At 66.1% G+C, this 13,668-nt stretch carries 12 protein-coding genes; 6 read left to right on the forward strand and 6 right to left on the reverse strand.

Features of this window, described 5'->3' with window-relative positions:
• Positions 1–4: 4 nt before the first annotated feature.
• From rfaE1 to H3H36_RS08550, 3 genes are all read left to right on the forward strand, one after another.
• On the forward strand, positions 5–949 hold the full coding sequence (gene rfaE1 / locus H3H36_RS08540; RefSeq protein WP_182216238.1) for a D-glycero-beta-D-manno-heptose-7-phosphate kinase: 945 nt from the start codon (positions 5–7) through the stop codon (positions 947–949).
• A 194-nt stretch (positions 950–1,143) separates the two neighbouring features.
• Positions 1,144–1,551 (forward strand): ComEA family DNA-binding protein, encoded by a 408-nt coding sequence (locus H3H36_RS08545; protein ID WP_182216241.1) that lies wholly within the window; start codon positions 1,144–1,146, stop codon positions 1,549–1,551.
• A 119-nt stretch (positions 1,552–1,670) separates the two neighbouring features.
• Positions 1,671–3,047 (forward strand): M28 family peptidase, encoded by a 1,377-nt coding sequence (locus H3H36_RS08550; RefSeq protein WP_220459686.1) that lies wholly within the window; start codon positions 1,671–1,673, stop codon positions 3,045–3,047.
• A 4-nt stretch (positions 3,048–3,051) separates the two neighbouring features.
• Here the strand turns inward: H3H36_RS08550 and H3H36_RS08555 are convergent, their stop codons facing one another.
• A complete protein-coding gene (locus tag H3H36_RS08555) occupies positions 3,052–4,818 on the reverse strand; it encodes an FAD-dependent oxidoreductase (RefSeq protein WP_182216247.1) in 1,767 nt (588 codons plus the stop codon).
• A 125-nt stretch (positions 4,819–4,943) separates the two neighbouring features.
• Between H3H36_RS08555 and H3H36_RS08560 the strand changes: the two genes are divergently transcribed.
• Together H3H36_RS08560 and cysM are read left to right on the forward strand one after the other, a co-directional pair.
• Positions 4,944–5,492: a GNAT family N-acetyltransferase gene (locus H3H36_RS08560; protein WP_182216249.1), complete on the forward strand. Its 549-nt coding sequence runs from the start codon at positions 4,944–4,946 to the stop codon at positions 5,490–5,492.
• Positions 5,493–5,575: 83 nt separating this feature from the next.
• Complete coding sequence (cysM, locus tag H3H36_RS08565) at positions 5,576–6,478, forward strand: cysteine synthase CysM (RefSeq protein ID WP_182161340.1); 903 nt, start codon at positions 5,576–5,578, stop codon at positions 6,476–6,478.
• 75 nt (positions 6,479–6,553) lie between these two features.
• On the opposite strand, the gene H3H36_RS08570 is transcribed toward cysM, so the two are convergent.
• The 5 genes from H3H36_RS08570 to H3H36_RS08590 all read right to left on the reverse strand — a co-directional run bounded on the left by H3H36_RS08570 (position 6,554) and on the right by H3H36_RS08590 (position 12,422).
• Positions 6,554–6,901 carry a hypothetical protein gene (locus H3H36_RS08570; protein WP_182161342.1) on the reverse strand — a complete coding sequence of 116 codons (348 nt, stop codon included), beginning with the start codon at positions 6,899–6,901 and terminating at the stop codon, positions 6,554–6,556.
• Between the two features lie 425 nt (positions 6,902–7,326).
• Positions 7,327–8,466, reverse strand: a complete 1,140-nt coding sequence (mltB, locus tag H3H36_RS08575) for a lytic murein transglycosylase B (RefSeq protein WP_182216251.1) — start codon at positions 8,464–8,466, stop codon at positions 7,327–7,329.
• 5 nt (positions 8,467–8,471) lie between these two features.
• Complete coding sequence (locus tag H3H36_RS08580) at positions 8,472–10,478, reverse strand: transglutaminase TgpA family protein (RefSeq protein WP_182216253.1); 2,007 nt, start codon at positions 10,476–10,478, stop codon at positions 8,472–8,474.
• A complete protein-coding gene (locus H3H36_RS08585; protein WP_229219815.1) occupies positions 10,475–11,482 on the reverse strand; it encodes a DUF58 domain-containing protein in 1,008 nt (335 codons plus the stop codon). The genes H3H36_RS08580 and H3H36_RS08585 overlap by 4 nt, the downstream gene beginning before the upstream one ends.
• 19 nt (positions 11,483–11,501) lie before the next feature.
• Positions 11,502–12,422: an AAA family ATPase gene (locus H3H36_RS08590; protein WP_182216255.1), complete on the reverse strand. Its 921-nt coding sequence runs from the start codon at positions 12,420–12,422 to the stop codon at positions 11,502–11,504.
• Positions 12,423–12,603: 181 nt separating this feature from the next.
• On the opposite strand from H3H36_RS08590, the gene H3H36_RS08600 reads away from it, so the two are divergent.
• Positions 12,604–13,533: a histone deacetylase family protein gene (locus tag H3H36_RS08600; protein ID WP_182216260.1), complete on the forward strand. Its 930-nt coding sequence runs from the start codon at positions 12,604–12,606 to the stop codon at positions 13,531–13,533.
• Positions 13,534–13,668: the final 135 nt, after the last annotated feature.

Consider the following 13,668-nt stretch of genomic DNA (forward strand, 5'->3'; position numbering starts at 1 on the left):
GGCAGTGAGTACCAATGTAGCGACCTACAAGGGGCCGGCGCTGGACCAGGTGCGCATCCTGGTGGTGGGCGACGTGATGCTGGACCGTTACTGGTTCGGTGACGTGAGCCGCATCTCGCCGGAAGCGCCGGTGCCCATCGTGCGCATCGAAAAACGCGAAGCGCGCCTGGGCGGCGCCGCCAACGTGGCGCGCAACGCCGCCGCGCTGGGCGCCCATGCCGGCCTGCTGGGCGTGGTAGGCGCCGACGAGGCGGGCGCGGAAGTGGAGCAGATGCTGCAGGATGGCGGTATCCGCAGCTACCTGAAACGCGACGAAGCCATCTCCACCATCATCAAGCTGCGCGTGATCGGACGCCAGCAGCAGATGGTGCGCATCGACTTCGAGGAACCACCGACGGACGCCGTGCTGCGCGACAAGCTGGTGCAGTTCCAGGCCCTGCTGCCCGATTACGATGTGATCGTGCTGTCGGACTACGCCAAGGGCAGCCTGGTGAATGTGGCCGACATGATCGCTGCCGCCCGCGCGGCCGGCAAGGTGGTGATGGTCGACCCCAAGGGCGACGACTTCACGCGCTACGTGGGCGCCACCGTGCTCACCCCCAACAAGTCCGAACTGCGCCGCATCGTCGGCAGCTGGAACAGCGAGGAGCAGCTGACGGCCAAGGCCCAGCAACTGCGCAGCGACCTGAAACTGGACGCCTTGCTGCTGACCCGCTCGGAAGAGGGCATGACGCTGTACACGGAACATGAACGTTTCCACATGCCCGCCGCCGCGCGCGAGGTGTACGACGTTTCCGGCGCCGGCGACACGGTGATCGCCACCATGGCCGCCATGCTGGGCGCCGGCGAAGGCTGGCAGAAAGCCGTGGAAACGGCCAACCGGGCCGGCGGCATCGTCGTGGGCAAGCTGGGCACGGCCACCGTCACGCGCGAAGAACTGTTCGGCTGACGCCATCTGCGGCAAACAATTCGGGACGTAACACGCATTCAGTGTGTTACGTCCCGATTTTTTTTGTTGTCCGGGTTTGCGCCAGCGCAGGCATTCGTTGTCATTTTGCTGTCAACCGGCGTCCGGCCGGGCCGTTATAGGGACTCAGGGCGCGTTGGCGGCCCTGCTTCCTCACTAACTTTGGAGATGACGACATGTTCAAGAAACTTTTGCTGGCGGTTGCGACCCTGATTGCGACGATGAGCTTTGCGTTTGCGCAGGTCGATGTCAACAAGGCCGATGCGGCCGCACTCGATTCGGTCAAGGGCATCGGTCCGGCCAAGTCCAAGGCCATTATCGAGGAACGCACCAAGGGCGGCGAGTTCAAGGACTGGGCTGACCTGGAAAAACGCGTCAAGGGTATCGGCGAGAAGAACTCCATCAAGCTGTCCGAAGCGGGCCTGCAGGTGAACGGCAAGTCCAAGGAAGGCGCACCGGCCAAGCCGATGGCCGCCGGCGCCAAGTCAGCATCGATGTCGAAGGGCAGCGCCAAGACCATGCCGGCATCCGGTTCCGCCATGGCCTCCGGTTCCGCCGCAGCCGAGACCAAGGCCAAGAAGTAAGCTGCGCCGATTGCGCCCACAACCCCGCCAGCGCGAGCTTGCGGGGTTTTTTGTATCTGACGGCAATTTTAGTTGCTTTCCATGCGAAGATGACGCGTTCCCGTCACCGGAGTGTTCAGATGAGCCATCGCGCCGCAGCCCCTTCCATGTTGTTCCTGTTGGCCCTGGCCGGCACCGCCAGCGCCGCGCCCGAGACCGGGCCTGACTCCCCGCGTCACCAAGCCCAGATCGACCAGATCGTCAGCCAGATATCGCCGCAGCGCATTGAAGGCTATATCCGTAAGCTGGTCGGCTTCAAGACCCGCCACACGATGTCCGATACCGTGTCCGACACGGAAGGCATCGGCGCCGCGCGGCGCTGGATCAAGGCGGAACTGGAGCGCTGCGGCGCGGCCGACGGTGGCCGCCTGCAGGTGGCGTTCGACAGCCACATCTCGCCGGTCTCGGCCCGCATCAGCCGGCCCACGGAAGTGGTGAACGTGGTGGCCACCTTGCCCGGTGCGCAGCCCGCGTCGGCCGCGCGCACGTACGTCGTCAGCGGCCACTACGACTCGCGCAATAGCGACATCATGGACGCCAGCGGCGCCGCCCCTGGCGCCAACGACGACGCTTCCGGCACGGCCGCCGTGATGGAAATGGCGTGCGTGATGGCGCGCTACCGCTTCGACGCCACGCTGGTTTTCATGACGGTGGCCGGCGAGGAGCAGGGCTTGCTGGGCGCCACCCATTGGGCCGAGCAGGCCAGCCAGCAGAAGCGCGATATCGCCGGCATGTTCACCAATGACATCATCGGCAGTTCGCACGATGAACACGGCAAGCGCGATAACACGCAGGTGCGCCTGTTCGCGGAAGGCCTGCCGGTGCAGAAGGAGAACAGCCCCGCCGTGCGCACGCTGGTGCAGACGGGCGGCGAGAACGATTCGCTGTCGCGCCAGTTGGCGCGGGCCGTGAAGGCGGCCGGCGAGCGCTATGTGCCCGGTTTCAAGGTCAACATCATCCAGCGGCGCGACCGTTACCTGCGCGGCGGCGATCACATGCCTTTCCTCGAACGCGGCTACGCGGCGCTGCGCTTCACGGAGCCGGCCGAGGATTTCTCGCACCAGCACCAGAACCTGCGCACGGAGAACGGCAAGGTCTACGGCGACTTGCCGCAGTTCGACGACTTTGACTACATCGCCCAGGTGGCGCGCGTGAACGCGGCGGCGCTGGCTTCGCTGGCGCTGGCGCCGGCCGCGCCGCGCCAGGTGCAGGTGCGCACGGCGCAGCTGGAAAACGATACGGCGCTGCTGTGGCAGGCCAACGCCGAGCCGGACCTGGCCGGCTACCGCGTCGTCTGGCGCACGACGGACGCGCCGGACTGGCAAGGCGCCCAATTGGTCGGCAAGGTGACGGAATTCCGCCTGCCGCTGTCGAAGGACAATTACTACTTTGGCGTGCAGGCCGTCGACCAGGACGGCAACGTCAGTCCGGCCAGTTATCCCACGCCGCTGCGCTGACCGCTCAGCCCTGGTGGTCTGCCGGCAAATTGGCCAGGAAGGCATGGATCTGCGCCACCACGGCCGCGCCTTCGCCCACGGCGGCCGCCACCCGCTTGGTGGAGCCGGCCCGCACGTCGCCGATGGCGAACACGCCCGGCACGCTGGTCTCCAGCGCGGCGCGGGCTGGCAGTTCGGGCGGGTAGATGCCTTTTTCGAAGTTGGCGCGGCACTGGGCGCGGCCCACGTCGAAGCCAGTGCGGATAAAACCATGCTGGTCCACTTCCACGCCGCAGTCGCCCAGCCAGTCCGTGTTGGGATCGGCGCCGATGAACAGGAACACCCGGCACACGTCGTAATCCTTTTCCTCGCCGCTCAGGCGGTGCAGGATGCGCACTTGCTGCAAGCCGTCGTCATCACCTTCCAGCGCCACGATTTCCGTATGCGTGTGCAGCACGATGTTGGGCGTCGCTTCAATCCGTTCGATCAGATAGCTCGACATGGTGGCCGCCAGTCCCTCGCCGCGCACCAGCATGTGCACTTTGGACGCATGCCCGGCCAGGAATACGGCCGCCTGGCCGGCTGAATTGCCGCCGCCCACCAGCACGATTTCCTCCGTCTTGCACAGCTTGGCCTCGATGGGCGAGGCCCAGTAGTACACGCCGCGTCCCTCGAACTGGCGCAGGTTGGCCAGCGACGGCCGGCGGTAGCGCGCCCCGCACGACAGCACCACCGTGCGCGCCTGCAGGCGCTGGCCGCTGCCGCACATTTCCACCTGTAGCGGGTAGGTATCGCAAATGAGCTTGCCGGCCGGGGCCGGGATGGCCACCTCGACCCCGAACTTCTGGGCCTGTACATAGGCCCGTCCCGCCAGCGCCCGGCCCGACACGCCGGTGGGGAAGCCCAGGTAATTCTCGATGCGGGCGCTGGCCGCAGCCTGGCCGCCGTAGGCCCGCGTTTCCAGCGCCAGTACCGACAAGCCTTCGGACGCAGCGTACACGGCCGTGGCCAGTCCGGCCGGCCCGGCGCCGACCACGATCACGTCCCACACCTTGTCGCTGCTCAGTTCCGGCAGCATGCCCAGGCAGCGGCCCAGGTCGACCACGGTGGGGTTCTTCTTCACCACGCCGTCCGGGCACACCACCAGCGGCCAGTCCTCGGGCTTGGGATGATAGTGCTCGGCCAGCGCGGCCGCCTGCGCGTCCGTCTCCAGGTCCAGCACGGAATGGGGATGGCCATTGGCGGCCAGGAAGCTTTGCAGCGCATGCACGCGGCCATGGCCACGGGGGCCGACGATGACGGGGCCACCGGAGTTCACTTCGATCAAGCCCACCCGGCGCAGGATCAGGGCGCGCACGATGCGTTCACCCAACTCGGCTTCCGCGATCACCAGCGCGCGCAGCCCTTCGGACGGAATCACCAGTACTTCCACGGCGCCGATGGCAGTACCGTTGCCCAGCGAGGGCCGGCCCGACAACTGCGCCACCTCGCCGCTGAACTGGCCGGGCCCGTGTTCGGTGATGGGCGAGGTGTTGCCCAGGCCATCGTAGCGGCTCACGGCGATGCGACCGGACAGCACCAGCATCAGGCCAAAGCTGGTGCGGCCCGCTTCGAACACGCGTTCGCCGTCGGCGAAGTGGCGGATATGGCCGAAGCGCATGGCGCGCTTGACGTCGGCCGCGCTCAGCACGGGGAAGATCTGGTGCCGGCGCGACTCGATGTCCAGCTTGCCGGTGGGGACGGTGTCGTCCTGTGGGTTGTCGGGCGTGAAATCGAGCGGATTGGCGGCCATGGCGGTTCCGTGACGTGAAGAAGGGATGCCGCCAGTCTAGCGCAAGCGGCGCATCCGCGCTAAAAACTTGCAACCTGTGCAAGCTACTATACAATAATGCGTCATATCAAAACAGCAAATACCTGATGCCCGTCCCTACATCGCTGATCCCGCTTGGGCCCGTCAACTATGATGCCTTCTTCGCTTATCTGGCGGACCAGCTGAAGGACAACGGCCAGGGCGGCACGCCGTTGTTTCAGCCCATGTCGCGCGCCCAGCGCACGCTGGCGCCCGAACGCGCCGCCGCGTTCCGCCAGGCGCTGGAGACACCGCTGGGTCAGCCGGGCTGGCGGCGCGCGTGGATCGCCGTCGGCCCCGAAGGCATCCGTGGCCACGTCGATTTGCGCGCCCGGCCCGAACCGCATGCCGAGCACCGCAGCATGCTGGGCATGGGCGTGCACCGCGACTGGCGCCGTACCGGGCTGGGCCGGCGCCTGGTAGGCCTGGCCGTCCAGTGGGCCGGCGCGCAGGACGGGCTGGACTGGATCGACCTGGAAGTGTTGTCGGTGAACGCGCCGGCGCGTCAGCTTTACCTGGCGACGGGTTTCGTGCAAACCGGCGAGCATGTCGACATGTTCCGCATCGACGGTGAACCGCACGGCTACACCTACATGTCGCACGCGCTGCGGCGCTGATCGGCGGGACCGGCCGGGCCGAAAATACGCGTAATGCCATCTCGGATTAAAATGCTTGTTTTAGTGAACTCAGGCTCAAGACGATGGCTTACAAGACTCTGGCAGACACGATCGGCAACACGCCGCTGGTGCAGCTCACGCGCATTCCCGGTGCGGACGCGGCGGCACGTAACAACATCATTCTCGGCAAACTGGAAGGCAACAACCCGGCCGGCTCCGTCAAGGACCGGGCCGCCATGTCCATGCTGCTGCACGCCGAGGAGCGGGGCCAGATCAAGCCGGGCGACACGCTGATCGAAGCGACCAGTGGCAACACGGGCATCGCGCTGGCCATGGCGGCCGCGCTGCGCGGCTACAAGATGCTGTTGCTGATGCCGGAAAACCTGAGCCTGGAACGGCGCCAGAGCATGGCCGCCTACGGCGCCCAGATCCTGCTCACGCCCAAGACGGGCGGCATGGAATACGCGCGCGACCTGGCCGAGCAGATGCAAAAGGATGGCAAGGGGGTCATCCTGGACCAGTTCGGCAACTTCGACAATTCGCGCGCCCACTACGAAGGCACGGGCCCGGAAATCTGGCGCGACACCAACGGCCAGGTCACCCATTTCGTGAGCGCCATGGGCACCACGGGCACCATCATGGGCGTGTCGCACTACCTGAAGGAGCAGAACCCGGAGGTGCGCATCATCGGCGCGCAGCCGGAGGAAGGTTCGCAAATCCCCGGCATCCGCAAATGGCCGGAAGCCTATCTGCCGAAAATCTACGACAAGTCGCGGGTCGATCAGATCGAGTATGTGACGCAAGCCGCGGCTGAGCGCATGGCGCGCCGCCTGGCGGCGGAGGAAGGCATATTCTGCGGGATTTCGGCAGCCGGTGCCTGCGAGATCGCGTTGCGGATCTCTCAAACGGTGGAAAACGCCACCATCGTGTTCATCGTGTGCGACCGCGGCGACCGCTATCTGTCGACAGGCGTGTTCCCGGCCTGACGACAACAACTCCTGCCCTCGCCCCCGCGCGAGGGGAGGGGACGCCTACGGTGACAATACAACCAGAGGCTGCGATCAGCCCTGGTTGTTGTTGCCGCCGCCCGATTCGCCTTCTTTAGGCTTGAACTGTTTGTCGCTGATGCGGAACTTGTTGCGGCGGTCGCCCATCAAGTAGCGCAGGTCACGGATACTCAGATCGCTCACCTCGTGCATGCGGATCAGCAGCGAAGCGCCGACCGGCAGACGGTGGTGACGAATCTTGCTGATCACCGGCGGCGCCACTTCCAGCGCGCGCGACAGGGCTGCGTCGTTCTTCAGGCGCAGATTTTCGATCAGCGTATCCAGCAGACGGTTCGGGTTGTACTGCAGCAGATCATCGCCTTCCGAATCGTTATTCATATCGATGCCGACTTGGTTTGTCATGATGATGTTTGTTCCTTCTGAAAGTAGTCCTGCAAAGTAAAACACACTCGGAGCTCGCTCTTGCTGCGTTACTGTTCATCCTTCACCAAGGAACGAATTCACACACGGGGATTCCGGTATAACAAGTTTCATAATATATACACAATTGTACAACAGCGCGCTTTTCTATGCTCAAAAGCAACAATAAAAATGCATTGCCATAGGTTATTGTTGTCCCGCTGCAACATTGTGTGAGAATTATACACCTTCTCGTGTGTTAAGCTGCTTGTGCCTCAATTCAATTGTATCGTCAAAGTTGATTATAAGGCAATTTTTATTTGTTGCCGCACGAAATGCACTTTCCATGCGGCACAAAATGGCAGTTTCCTAGTGTTAATTACAAGATACTGCGAGCAAGATCACAGTTCAACTGTCTTTACGCTTCCTTACATTGCGCCGCCGCGGGACAGGCGCACGGCCCGCCCCAGTTCCACCACCGACATCGCATAGAAATAGCTGCGGTTGTACTGCGTGATGGCATAGAAATTATTGGTCGCCACCCAGTACTCCGTGGGATCGGCGCCGTTCTGCAAGTCCACCAGGCCAAAGACCATGCCCGATGGCAATGCTGATGTGGTGCTGACACCGGCCGCCGTCAAGTCCTGGGCCGGAAATTTCGCCGCCAGCCCCTGGTTGATCATGCCTTCCCAGGCCCGGTTGGGCGACACCTCGGCCGCGTACACGAGCGGGCCCGGATCGTCGCGCCGCCAGCCGTGCGCCGTCAGGAAGGCGGCCACGCTGCCGATGGCGTCGCTGCTCGAGCCGAGCAGATCGACCTTGCCGTTGCCGTCGAAATCGACGGCATACTTGACTATGCTGCTGGGCATGAATTGCGGCATGCCGACGGCGCCCGCGTACGAGCCGCGCAGCGACAATGGATCGATGCCGTTCTGGCGCGCAAACAGCAAGGTCGCTTCGAGCTCGCTGCGGAAGAAGGCCATGCGCTCGTCACGGGCCGGCGCTTCCGGATACGAGAACGCCAGCGTGGTGAGCGCGTCGAGTACGCGGAAGCGGCCCGTATTGCGGCCATACACGGTTTCCACGCCGATGATGCCGACCAGGATTTCGGCCGGCACGCCATACAGCGCCTCGGCCCGCGCCAGCGCGTCCTGGTTCTCGTTCCAGAATTTCACGCCGGCGTCGATGCGCACCGGATCGATGAACAGCTTGCTGTACGCTTGCCAGTTCTTGGGCTTGCCCGGTGGCGCCGGCTTGATCAGTTGCACGGCCGCGTCCACGTAGTGCACCTGGCTCATCAAGGTATCGAGCGCGGCGCGGTCGAAGCCGTCTCGCGTGGCCAGGTCGTCGAGGAAGGCGCGCACATCCTTCCATTCGCCGAAGTTGACGAATTCGCCCACGTAGTCGATGGGGGGCGGACCTTTCTTCTTGACCACTTTGGCCTTCTTGTGGCGCTGGCTGGGCGGCAGCTTGTAACCATAAGGATCGACGGCGGCCTGGGCCAGCGGCGCGGCCGCCAGCAGCAGGGCCAACATCCAGCGGGCGGGGGATCGGTGGAGGGACGGCATGATGTTCATCGGCATTTGGGTAACAGGGTGTGCAGCGTCTGCAGCGACGCCGCTTGGGTCGCGGGACTGGCGCGGCCATATCGGAGCGCGCCAACCATCGTCAAAAATTCGTCCATGGCAGCATGTTTCTCCTTGCTGGCCGGCATGGCGCGCAGCCGCGCCGCGTAGGCCATCGGCCCTTCATCGGGGCGGCGCGCGTAACCATGGCGGGCCTGTTGCCGGCTAAATGCCTGGTACAGGCGTTCCAGCGGGTCTTCCCGGCGCCGCAGGCCGCGCTGGCGCAGTAACAGGGCCAAGGCCGTCGCCAGTGCCAGGCCGGCCATGCTGCGCCACTGGAACAGGGCCGCGCTTAATTCTTCAAGGAAACTTCGCTGCCTGTCTGGATTGTAATCCAGGACCCATTGATTCCAAGCATTATTCATCGCTGCCATCGTAAAACGCAAACGGGCCAACCATGAGGTGGGGTCGTTCTGCAACGCCAGCAAGGGACCGAGGCCAAATAAGGTGTTCTGGGGCAGGGCGCGTGCCAGGTTGTGCGCAATGCGCTCGGGCGCCACGGCGGCCGTCGGGTCCACCCGGCGCCAGCCCTGGCCGTCCAGCCACACTTCGGCCCAGGCGTGGGCGTCGGACTGGCGCACCGTCACGTAGCCATCCACCGGATTGTATTCGCCGCCCTGGTAGCCGGTGACCACGCGCGCCGGCACCTGCATGGCGCGCATCAGCACCACGAAGGCGCCCGCGTAGTGTTCGCAAAAGCCGGAGCGGGTATCGAACAGGAACCGGTCGACGGCGTCGCGGCCCAGCAGCGGCGGTTGCAGCGTGTAGAAGAACTTTTCATTGCGGAACAGGGCGAGCACGGCCCGCACGGAATCGGCCGGCTGCGGCTGGCGCAAGGTGGCGGCCAGGGCCAGCGTGCGCGGGTTGAAACCGGCCGGCAGCGCCAGCCAGCGGGCCAGGTCCGGCGGCGGCGCGTTGGCCTCGATGCGGTAATCGAGATGGGCCACGGCGTCGTAGCGCAGCCGTTCGTTGATCGGGGTGGTGGCAAAATATTCCGCCTGCCCGGAACTGGCGGCCAGGTAGCCGGGCAGGTCAAGGTCCGGCTCCGTCAATTCCAGCGCGAACAGCCAGCGCTTGCCGGTCGGCTCCAGCGTGATTTGATGGCGCACAGCCGGGCCGCGCGCCTGCACTTGCACGTCGTGCCGCGTGCCGCGCCGGCGCGGCACGCGGGTCCAGGTGCGGCCGTCATAGTCGCCCAGCACGATGCCGCGCCAGTACAGTTGCTGCTGGTCTGGCCGCGGATCGAGGAAGCGCACCCGGAACGCCACCTCGTCCGACATGGCCAGGCTGGACACGTTACCGGGCGCCATGCTGTCGGACATGCCGCTGCGCCCCGCGCGCGCGTCGCCGGGCAAGCCCCACAGCGGCCCCTGGATGCGGGGGAAGGCGACGAACAGCAGCAGCGCCAGCGGCGCGGCCAGCAGCATGATGTGGCCAGCCGTGCGCAGGCGCCGGGTCAGCGGCGGCACGGCGCCGCTGTACTGGAACGTGAGCTGGGCCGTCAGCAGCACGGCCAGCGTGGCCAGCATGGACAGCGCCGTGAGCATGGTCTGGCTGTAGAAGAAGGTGGTCAGCAGCAGGAACAGGCTCAGGAAGATGACCACGAACAGGTCGCGCCGCGCGTGCATTTCCAGCAGCTTGAAGGCCAGCAGCAGCGCCAGCATGGCCACCCCGGCGTCGCGCCCCAGCAGCGTGTGGAATGAGTGATAGACGCCGGCCATGGCCAGCATCGACAGCGGCAGCAGCAGCCACAAGGGCGGCATGCGCTTGCCCAGCCACGTGATGGCGGTGCGCCACAGCAGCGTGGCGCAGACGGCGGCGCTGGTCCACAGCGGCAGGTGGGCGAAGTGGGGCGCCAGCACCATCACGGCCGCGCCCAGGAGCAGCAGGGTGTCGGCCTTGTCGCGCGGCAGGCGCTGGGCCAGGCGCTGCCAGCGGCCGGCGGCGCTTGTCATGGCTGCCGCTCCGCGCCGTACAGGGCCAGCGCCTGCAGGCAGGCGGCGCGGTGGGCGTCGCCCAGCGCCGCCTCGAACTGGTGCGGACCGAGTCGGAATGCGTAGGGCAGGGCGCGCCGCTCCGCTTCCAGCACCCAGCTGGTCAGGCGCGACAGCTTGAGTTCCCGGTCCATCCACAGCGGCAGCTGGGCGAAATCGAGGCACAGCTCGGCCACGGCGCCGCCGTCGAAATGCTTGGTCACCAGCTGGCCGCCCAGGGACGGGTCATGGCGCGCGATCTGGCGCCACGCCAGGTGGCGCATCGGGTCGCCCGGCTGGTAGCTGCGGATGCCGGCGAAATTGTCCAGCCCCACCTGGCCATGGCCTTCCTCGCTGGCCGCGCCCTGCATGGGCAGTGGCGGCGCGTCCGGCTCCGGACAGGGATAGACCAGCGCCCGCAGGTCCGGCTTCCAGTAGGCCCAGGCCCGGAACAGGCCGAGCGGATAGCGCGTGAGCAGGCGGATGCGGGGCGCCTCCAGCCAGCCCCGTTGCGCCGTGGCGCACGACAGCACGGCCAGCGCGTTGCCGCCGGCCGGCACGTCGGCCACGTGGCGTGGTTCGCCGTCCTGCTGGAAGCCGAGCCAGACGGCGTAACGGTCGGGGCCATCGGGATTGTGCAGCCGCAGTTCAAAGCGCGCCTCATGGCCAGCGAACACGGGCTGCACCCGGCCCGGCGCCAGATGCAGCCCGGCCAGATTCTTGGCGGTTAAGACCATGTCGGCCACGGCGCAGGCGCCGGCGAAGAAGGTCAGCGCGAAGCCCAGTCCGAGGTTGTAATTGAGGGCGCCGACCAGCATCACCAGCAGCAGGCCCGTGTACGCCAGCCCCGGCCCGGCCGGCACGATGAACACGCGCCGCATCACCAGCACCACCGTGCCCGGCTCGCGCTCGCGCAGCTGGAACAGCCACTGGTTGGCCATCTTGCGATACCAGCGGCACGGCGCGGCGAACATGGCGGGGAACATCAGGCGGGCGCGAACGCGGCTAGACCGGCACTGACTGCTGCAACTGCAGCACCAGCTCGCGGCTGGCCAGCGCCACGCCGTGGGCTGATTTCAGGGGCCGCAGCCGGTGTGCGCACACGGGCACCAGCACAGCCTGCACGTCTTCCGGCAGCACATGGTCGCGTCCCTCCAGCGCGGCCCAGGCGCGCGCCGCCTGCAGCAGGGCGATGGCCGCGCGCGGGCTCATGCCCTCGGCGAACGCGCCGCTCTGGCGCGAGGCGGCGGCCAGCGCCTGCACGTAGTCGATCAGCGCGGGCGCGGCGTGGATCTGGCGCAGGCCTCGCTGGGCCGCCGCCAGTTCCTCGGGCGTCATGGCCGCCGGCAGGGACTTGAGCAGTACGCGTCGGTCCTCGCCCATGAGCAGCGCCCGTTCCGCCGCCGCATCCGGATAACCGAGCGACAAACACATGAGGAAGCGGTCCAGCTGCGACTCGGGCAGCGGGAACGTGCCCACCTGGTGGAGGGGATTCTGGGTGGCGATCACGAAGAACGGTTCCGGCAGCGGGCGCGTGACGCCATCGGCCGTCACCTGGCGCTCCTCCATCGCCTCCAGCAGGCCGGACTGGGTCTTGGGCGTGGCGCGATTGATCTCGTCGGCCAGCAGCACCTGGGTGAAGATGGGGCCGGGATGGAACACGAAGGCGTTCTTCTCGCGCTCGTAGATGGAGATGCCGGCCACGTCGGCCGGCAGTAGGTCGCTGGTGAACTGGATCCGGTTGAAGCGCAGGCCCAGCGAGATGGCCAGCGCATGGGCCAGCGTGGTCTTGCCCACGCCGGGCACGTCCTCGATCAGCAGGTGGCCGCCGGCCAGCAGGCAGGTGAGGGCCTGCCGCACCTGCAAGTCCTTGCCGACGACGATCTGGCCCACCTGGCGGGCCACCGCGTGCAGTTTAGAGTACATGGCGCCATCCTGTGCCGGTTGGTTGGTCCGCATTGGCGCCTCCGCGAAATGCGGCGGCGTGGTAGGCTAGCGCCATGCGTGTAATTTTTAACATGCCAGATCAAGAGAACCAGACGATCATCAGATTCTATGCGAGAACCCGCGCGTGGGATACATAATGATGACGGCGGAAGCGAGACACATGAGTACAGCAATTTACAGCCATCCCGATTGCCAGCGCCACAACATGGGCGACTGGCACCCCGAATCGCCGGCCCGGCTGCAGGCAATCGCCGACCAGCTGATCAGCGCGCAGTTGCATGACCTGGTCGAGCACCGCGAGGCGCCGCTGGCGCAGGTGGCCGACCTGGAACGCAACCACAGTCCCAACGCCATCGCCATGGTGCGTGACAACGTGCCACCCGAAGGCGGGGAGTGCTACCCGATCGATGGCGACACCCTGCTCAACGCGTGGAGCTGGCAGGCCGCCTTGCGCGCCGCCGGCGCCGCCGTGGCCGCGACGGACGCCGTGATCGACGGCGAGATCAGTAACGCTTTCTGCGCCATCCGCCCGCCCGGCCACCACGCGCGCCCCACCGAACCGATGGGCTTTTGCCTGTTCAATAACATCGCCATCGCGGCCCGCCACGCGCTCGACGTGCGCGGGCTGAAGCGGGTGGCCATCGTCGACTTCGACGTCCACCACGGCAATGGCACGGCCGAATCGTTCGCGCGCGACCCGCGCGTGCTGATGGCCAGCTTCTTCCAGCACCCGTTCTATCCCTATACGGAACCGGAACCGATCACGCCCACCTGCATCAACGTGCCGGTGCCGGCCCGCTCGGGCGGTGATGTGATCCGCAAGCTGGTGACGGAACAGTGGCTACCGGCCCTGCACGCGTTCCAGCCCGAGATGATCTTCATATCGGCCGGCTTTGACGCTCACCGCGAGGATGACCTGGGCGGCATGGCGCTGGTGGAGGCGGACTACGCGTGGATGACGCAGCAGATGATGGAGGTGGCGCGCCAGTACGCGGGCGGGCGCATCGTCAGTACGCTGGAAGGCGGCTACAACCTGTCGGCGCTGGGCCGCAGCGTCGCTGCACACGTCAAGGCGCTGGCCGAGCTGTAAAAAAACACCGGGGTCTATCATCGGATTTGTAAGGGGGCGACATCCCTGACGTTGGAGGTGTAATCTAGCCGATGACGGGGGTGTGGCTCACGGGGTCAGCGGTGGCTTTGGCCATCCGCTCGACATTGAAATGCC

This window comes from Rugamonas fusca, assembly GCF_014042365.1.
GTDB classification, from domain to species: Bacteria; Pseudomonadota; Gammaproteobacteria; order Burkholderiales; family Burkholderiaceae_D; genus Rugamonas; species Rugamonas fusca.

Coding starts and splice junctions, on each gene's coding strand:
- cysM (WP_182161340.1), top strand. CDS start 5,576: ATGGCTTACAAGACTCTGGCAGACACGATCGGCAACACGCCGCTGGTG.
- H3H36_RS08585 (WP_229219815.1), bottom strand. CDS start 11,482: ATGTTCCCCGCCATGTTCGCCGCGCCGTGCCGCTGGTATCGCAAGATG.
- H3H36_RS08560 (WP_182216249.1), top strand. CDS start 4,944: ATGCCCGTCCCTACATCGCTGATCCCGCTTGGGCCCGTCAACTATGAT.
- mltB (WP_182216251.1), bottom strand. CDS start 8,466: ATGCCGTCCCTCCACCGATCCCCCGCCCGCTGGATGTTGGCCCTGCTG.
- H3H36_RS08580 (WP_182216253.1), bottom strand. CDS start 10,478: ATGACAAGCGCCGCCGGCCGCTGGCAGCGCCTGGCCCAGCGCCTGCCG.
- H3H36_RS08600 (WP_182216260.1), top strand. CDS start 12,604: ATGAGTACAGCAATTTACAGCCATCCCGATTGCCAGCGCCACAACATG.
- H3H36_RS08555 (WP_182216247.1), bottom strand. CDS start 4,818: ATGGCCGCCAATCCGCTCGATTTCACGCCCGACAACCCACAGGACGAC.
- H3H36_RS08590 (WP_182216255.1), bottom strand. CDS start 12,422: ATGTACTCTAAACTGCACGCGGTGGCCCGCCAGGTGGGCCAGATCGTC.
- H3H36_RS08545 (WP_182216241.1), top strand. CDS start 1,144: ATGTTCAAGAAACTTTTGCTGGCGGTTGCGACCCTGATTGCGACGATG.
- H3H36_RS08570 (WP_182161342.1), bottom strand. CDS start 6,901: ATGACAAACCAAGTCGGCATCGATATGAATAACGATTCGGAAGGCGAT.
- H3H36_RS08550 (WP_220459686.1), top strand. CDS start 1,671: ATGAGCCATCGCGCCGCAGCCCCTTCCATGTTGTTCCTGTTGGCCCTG.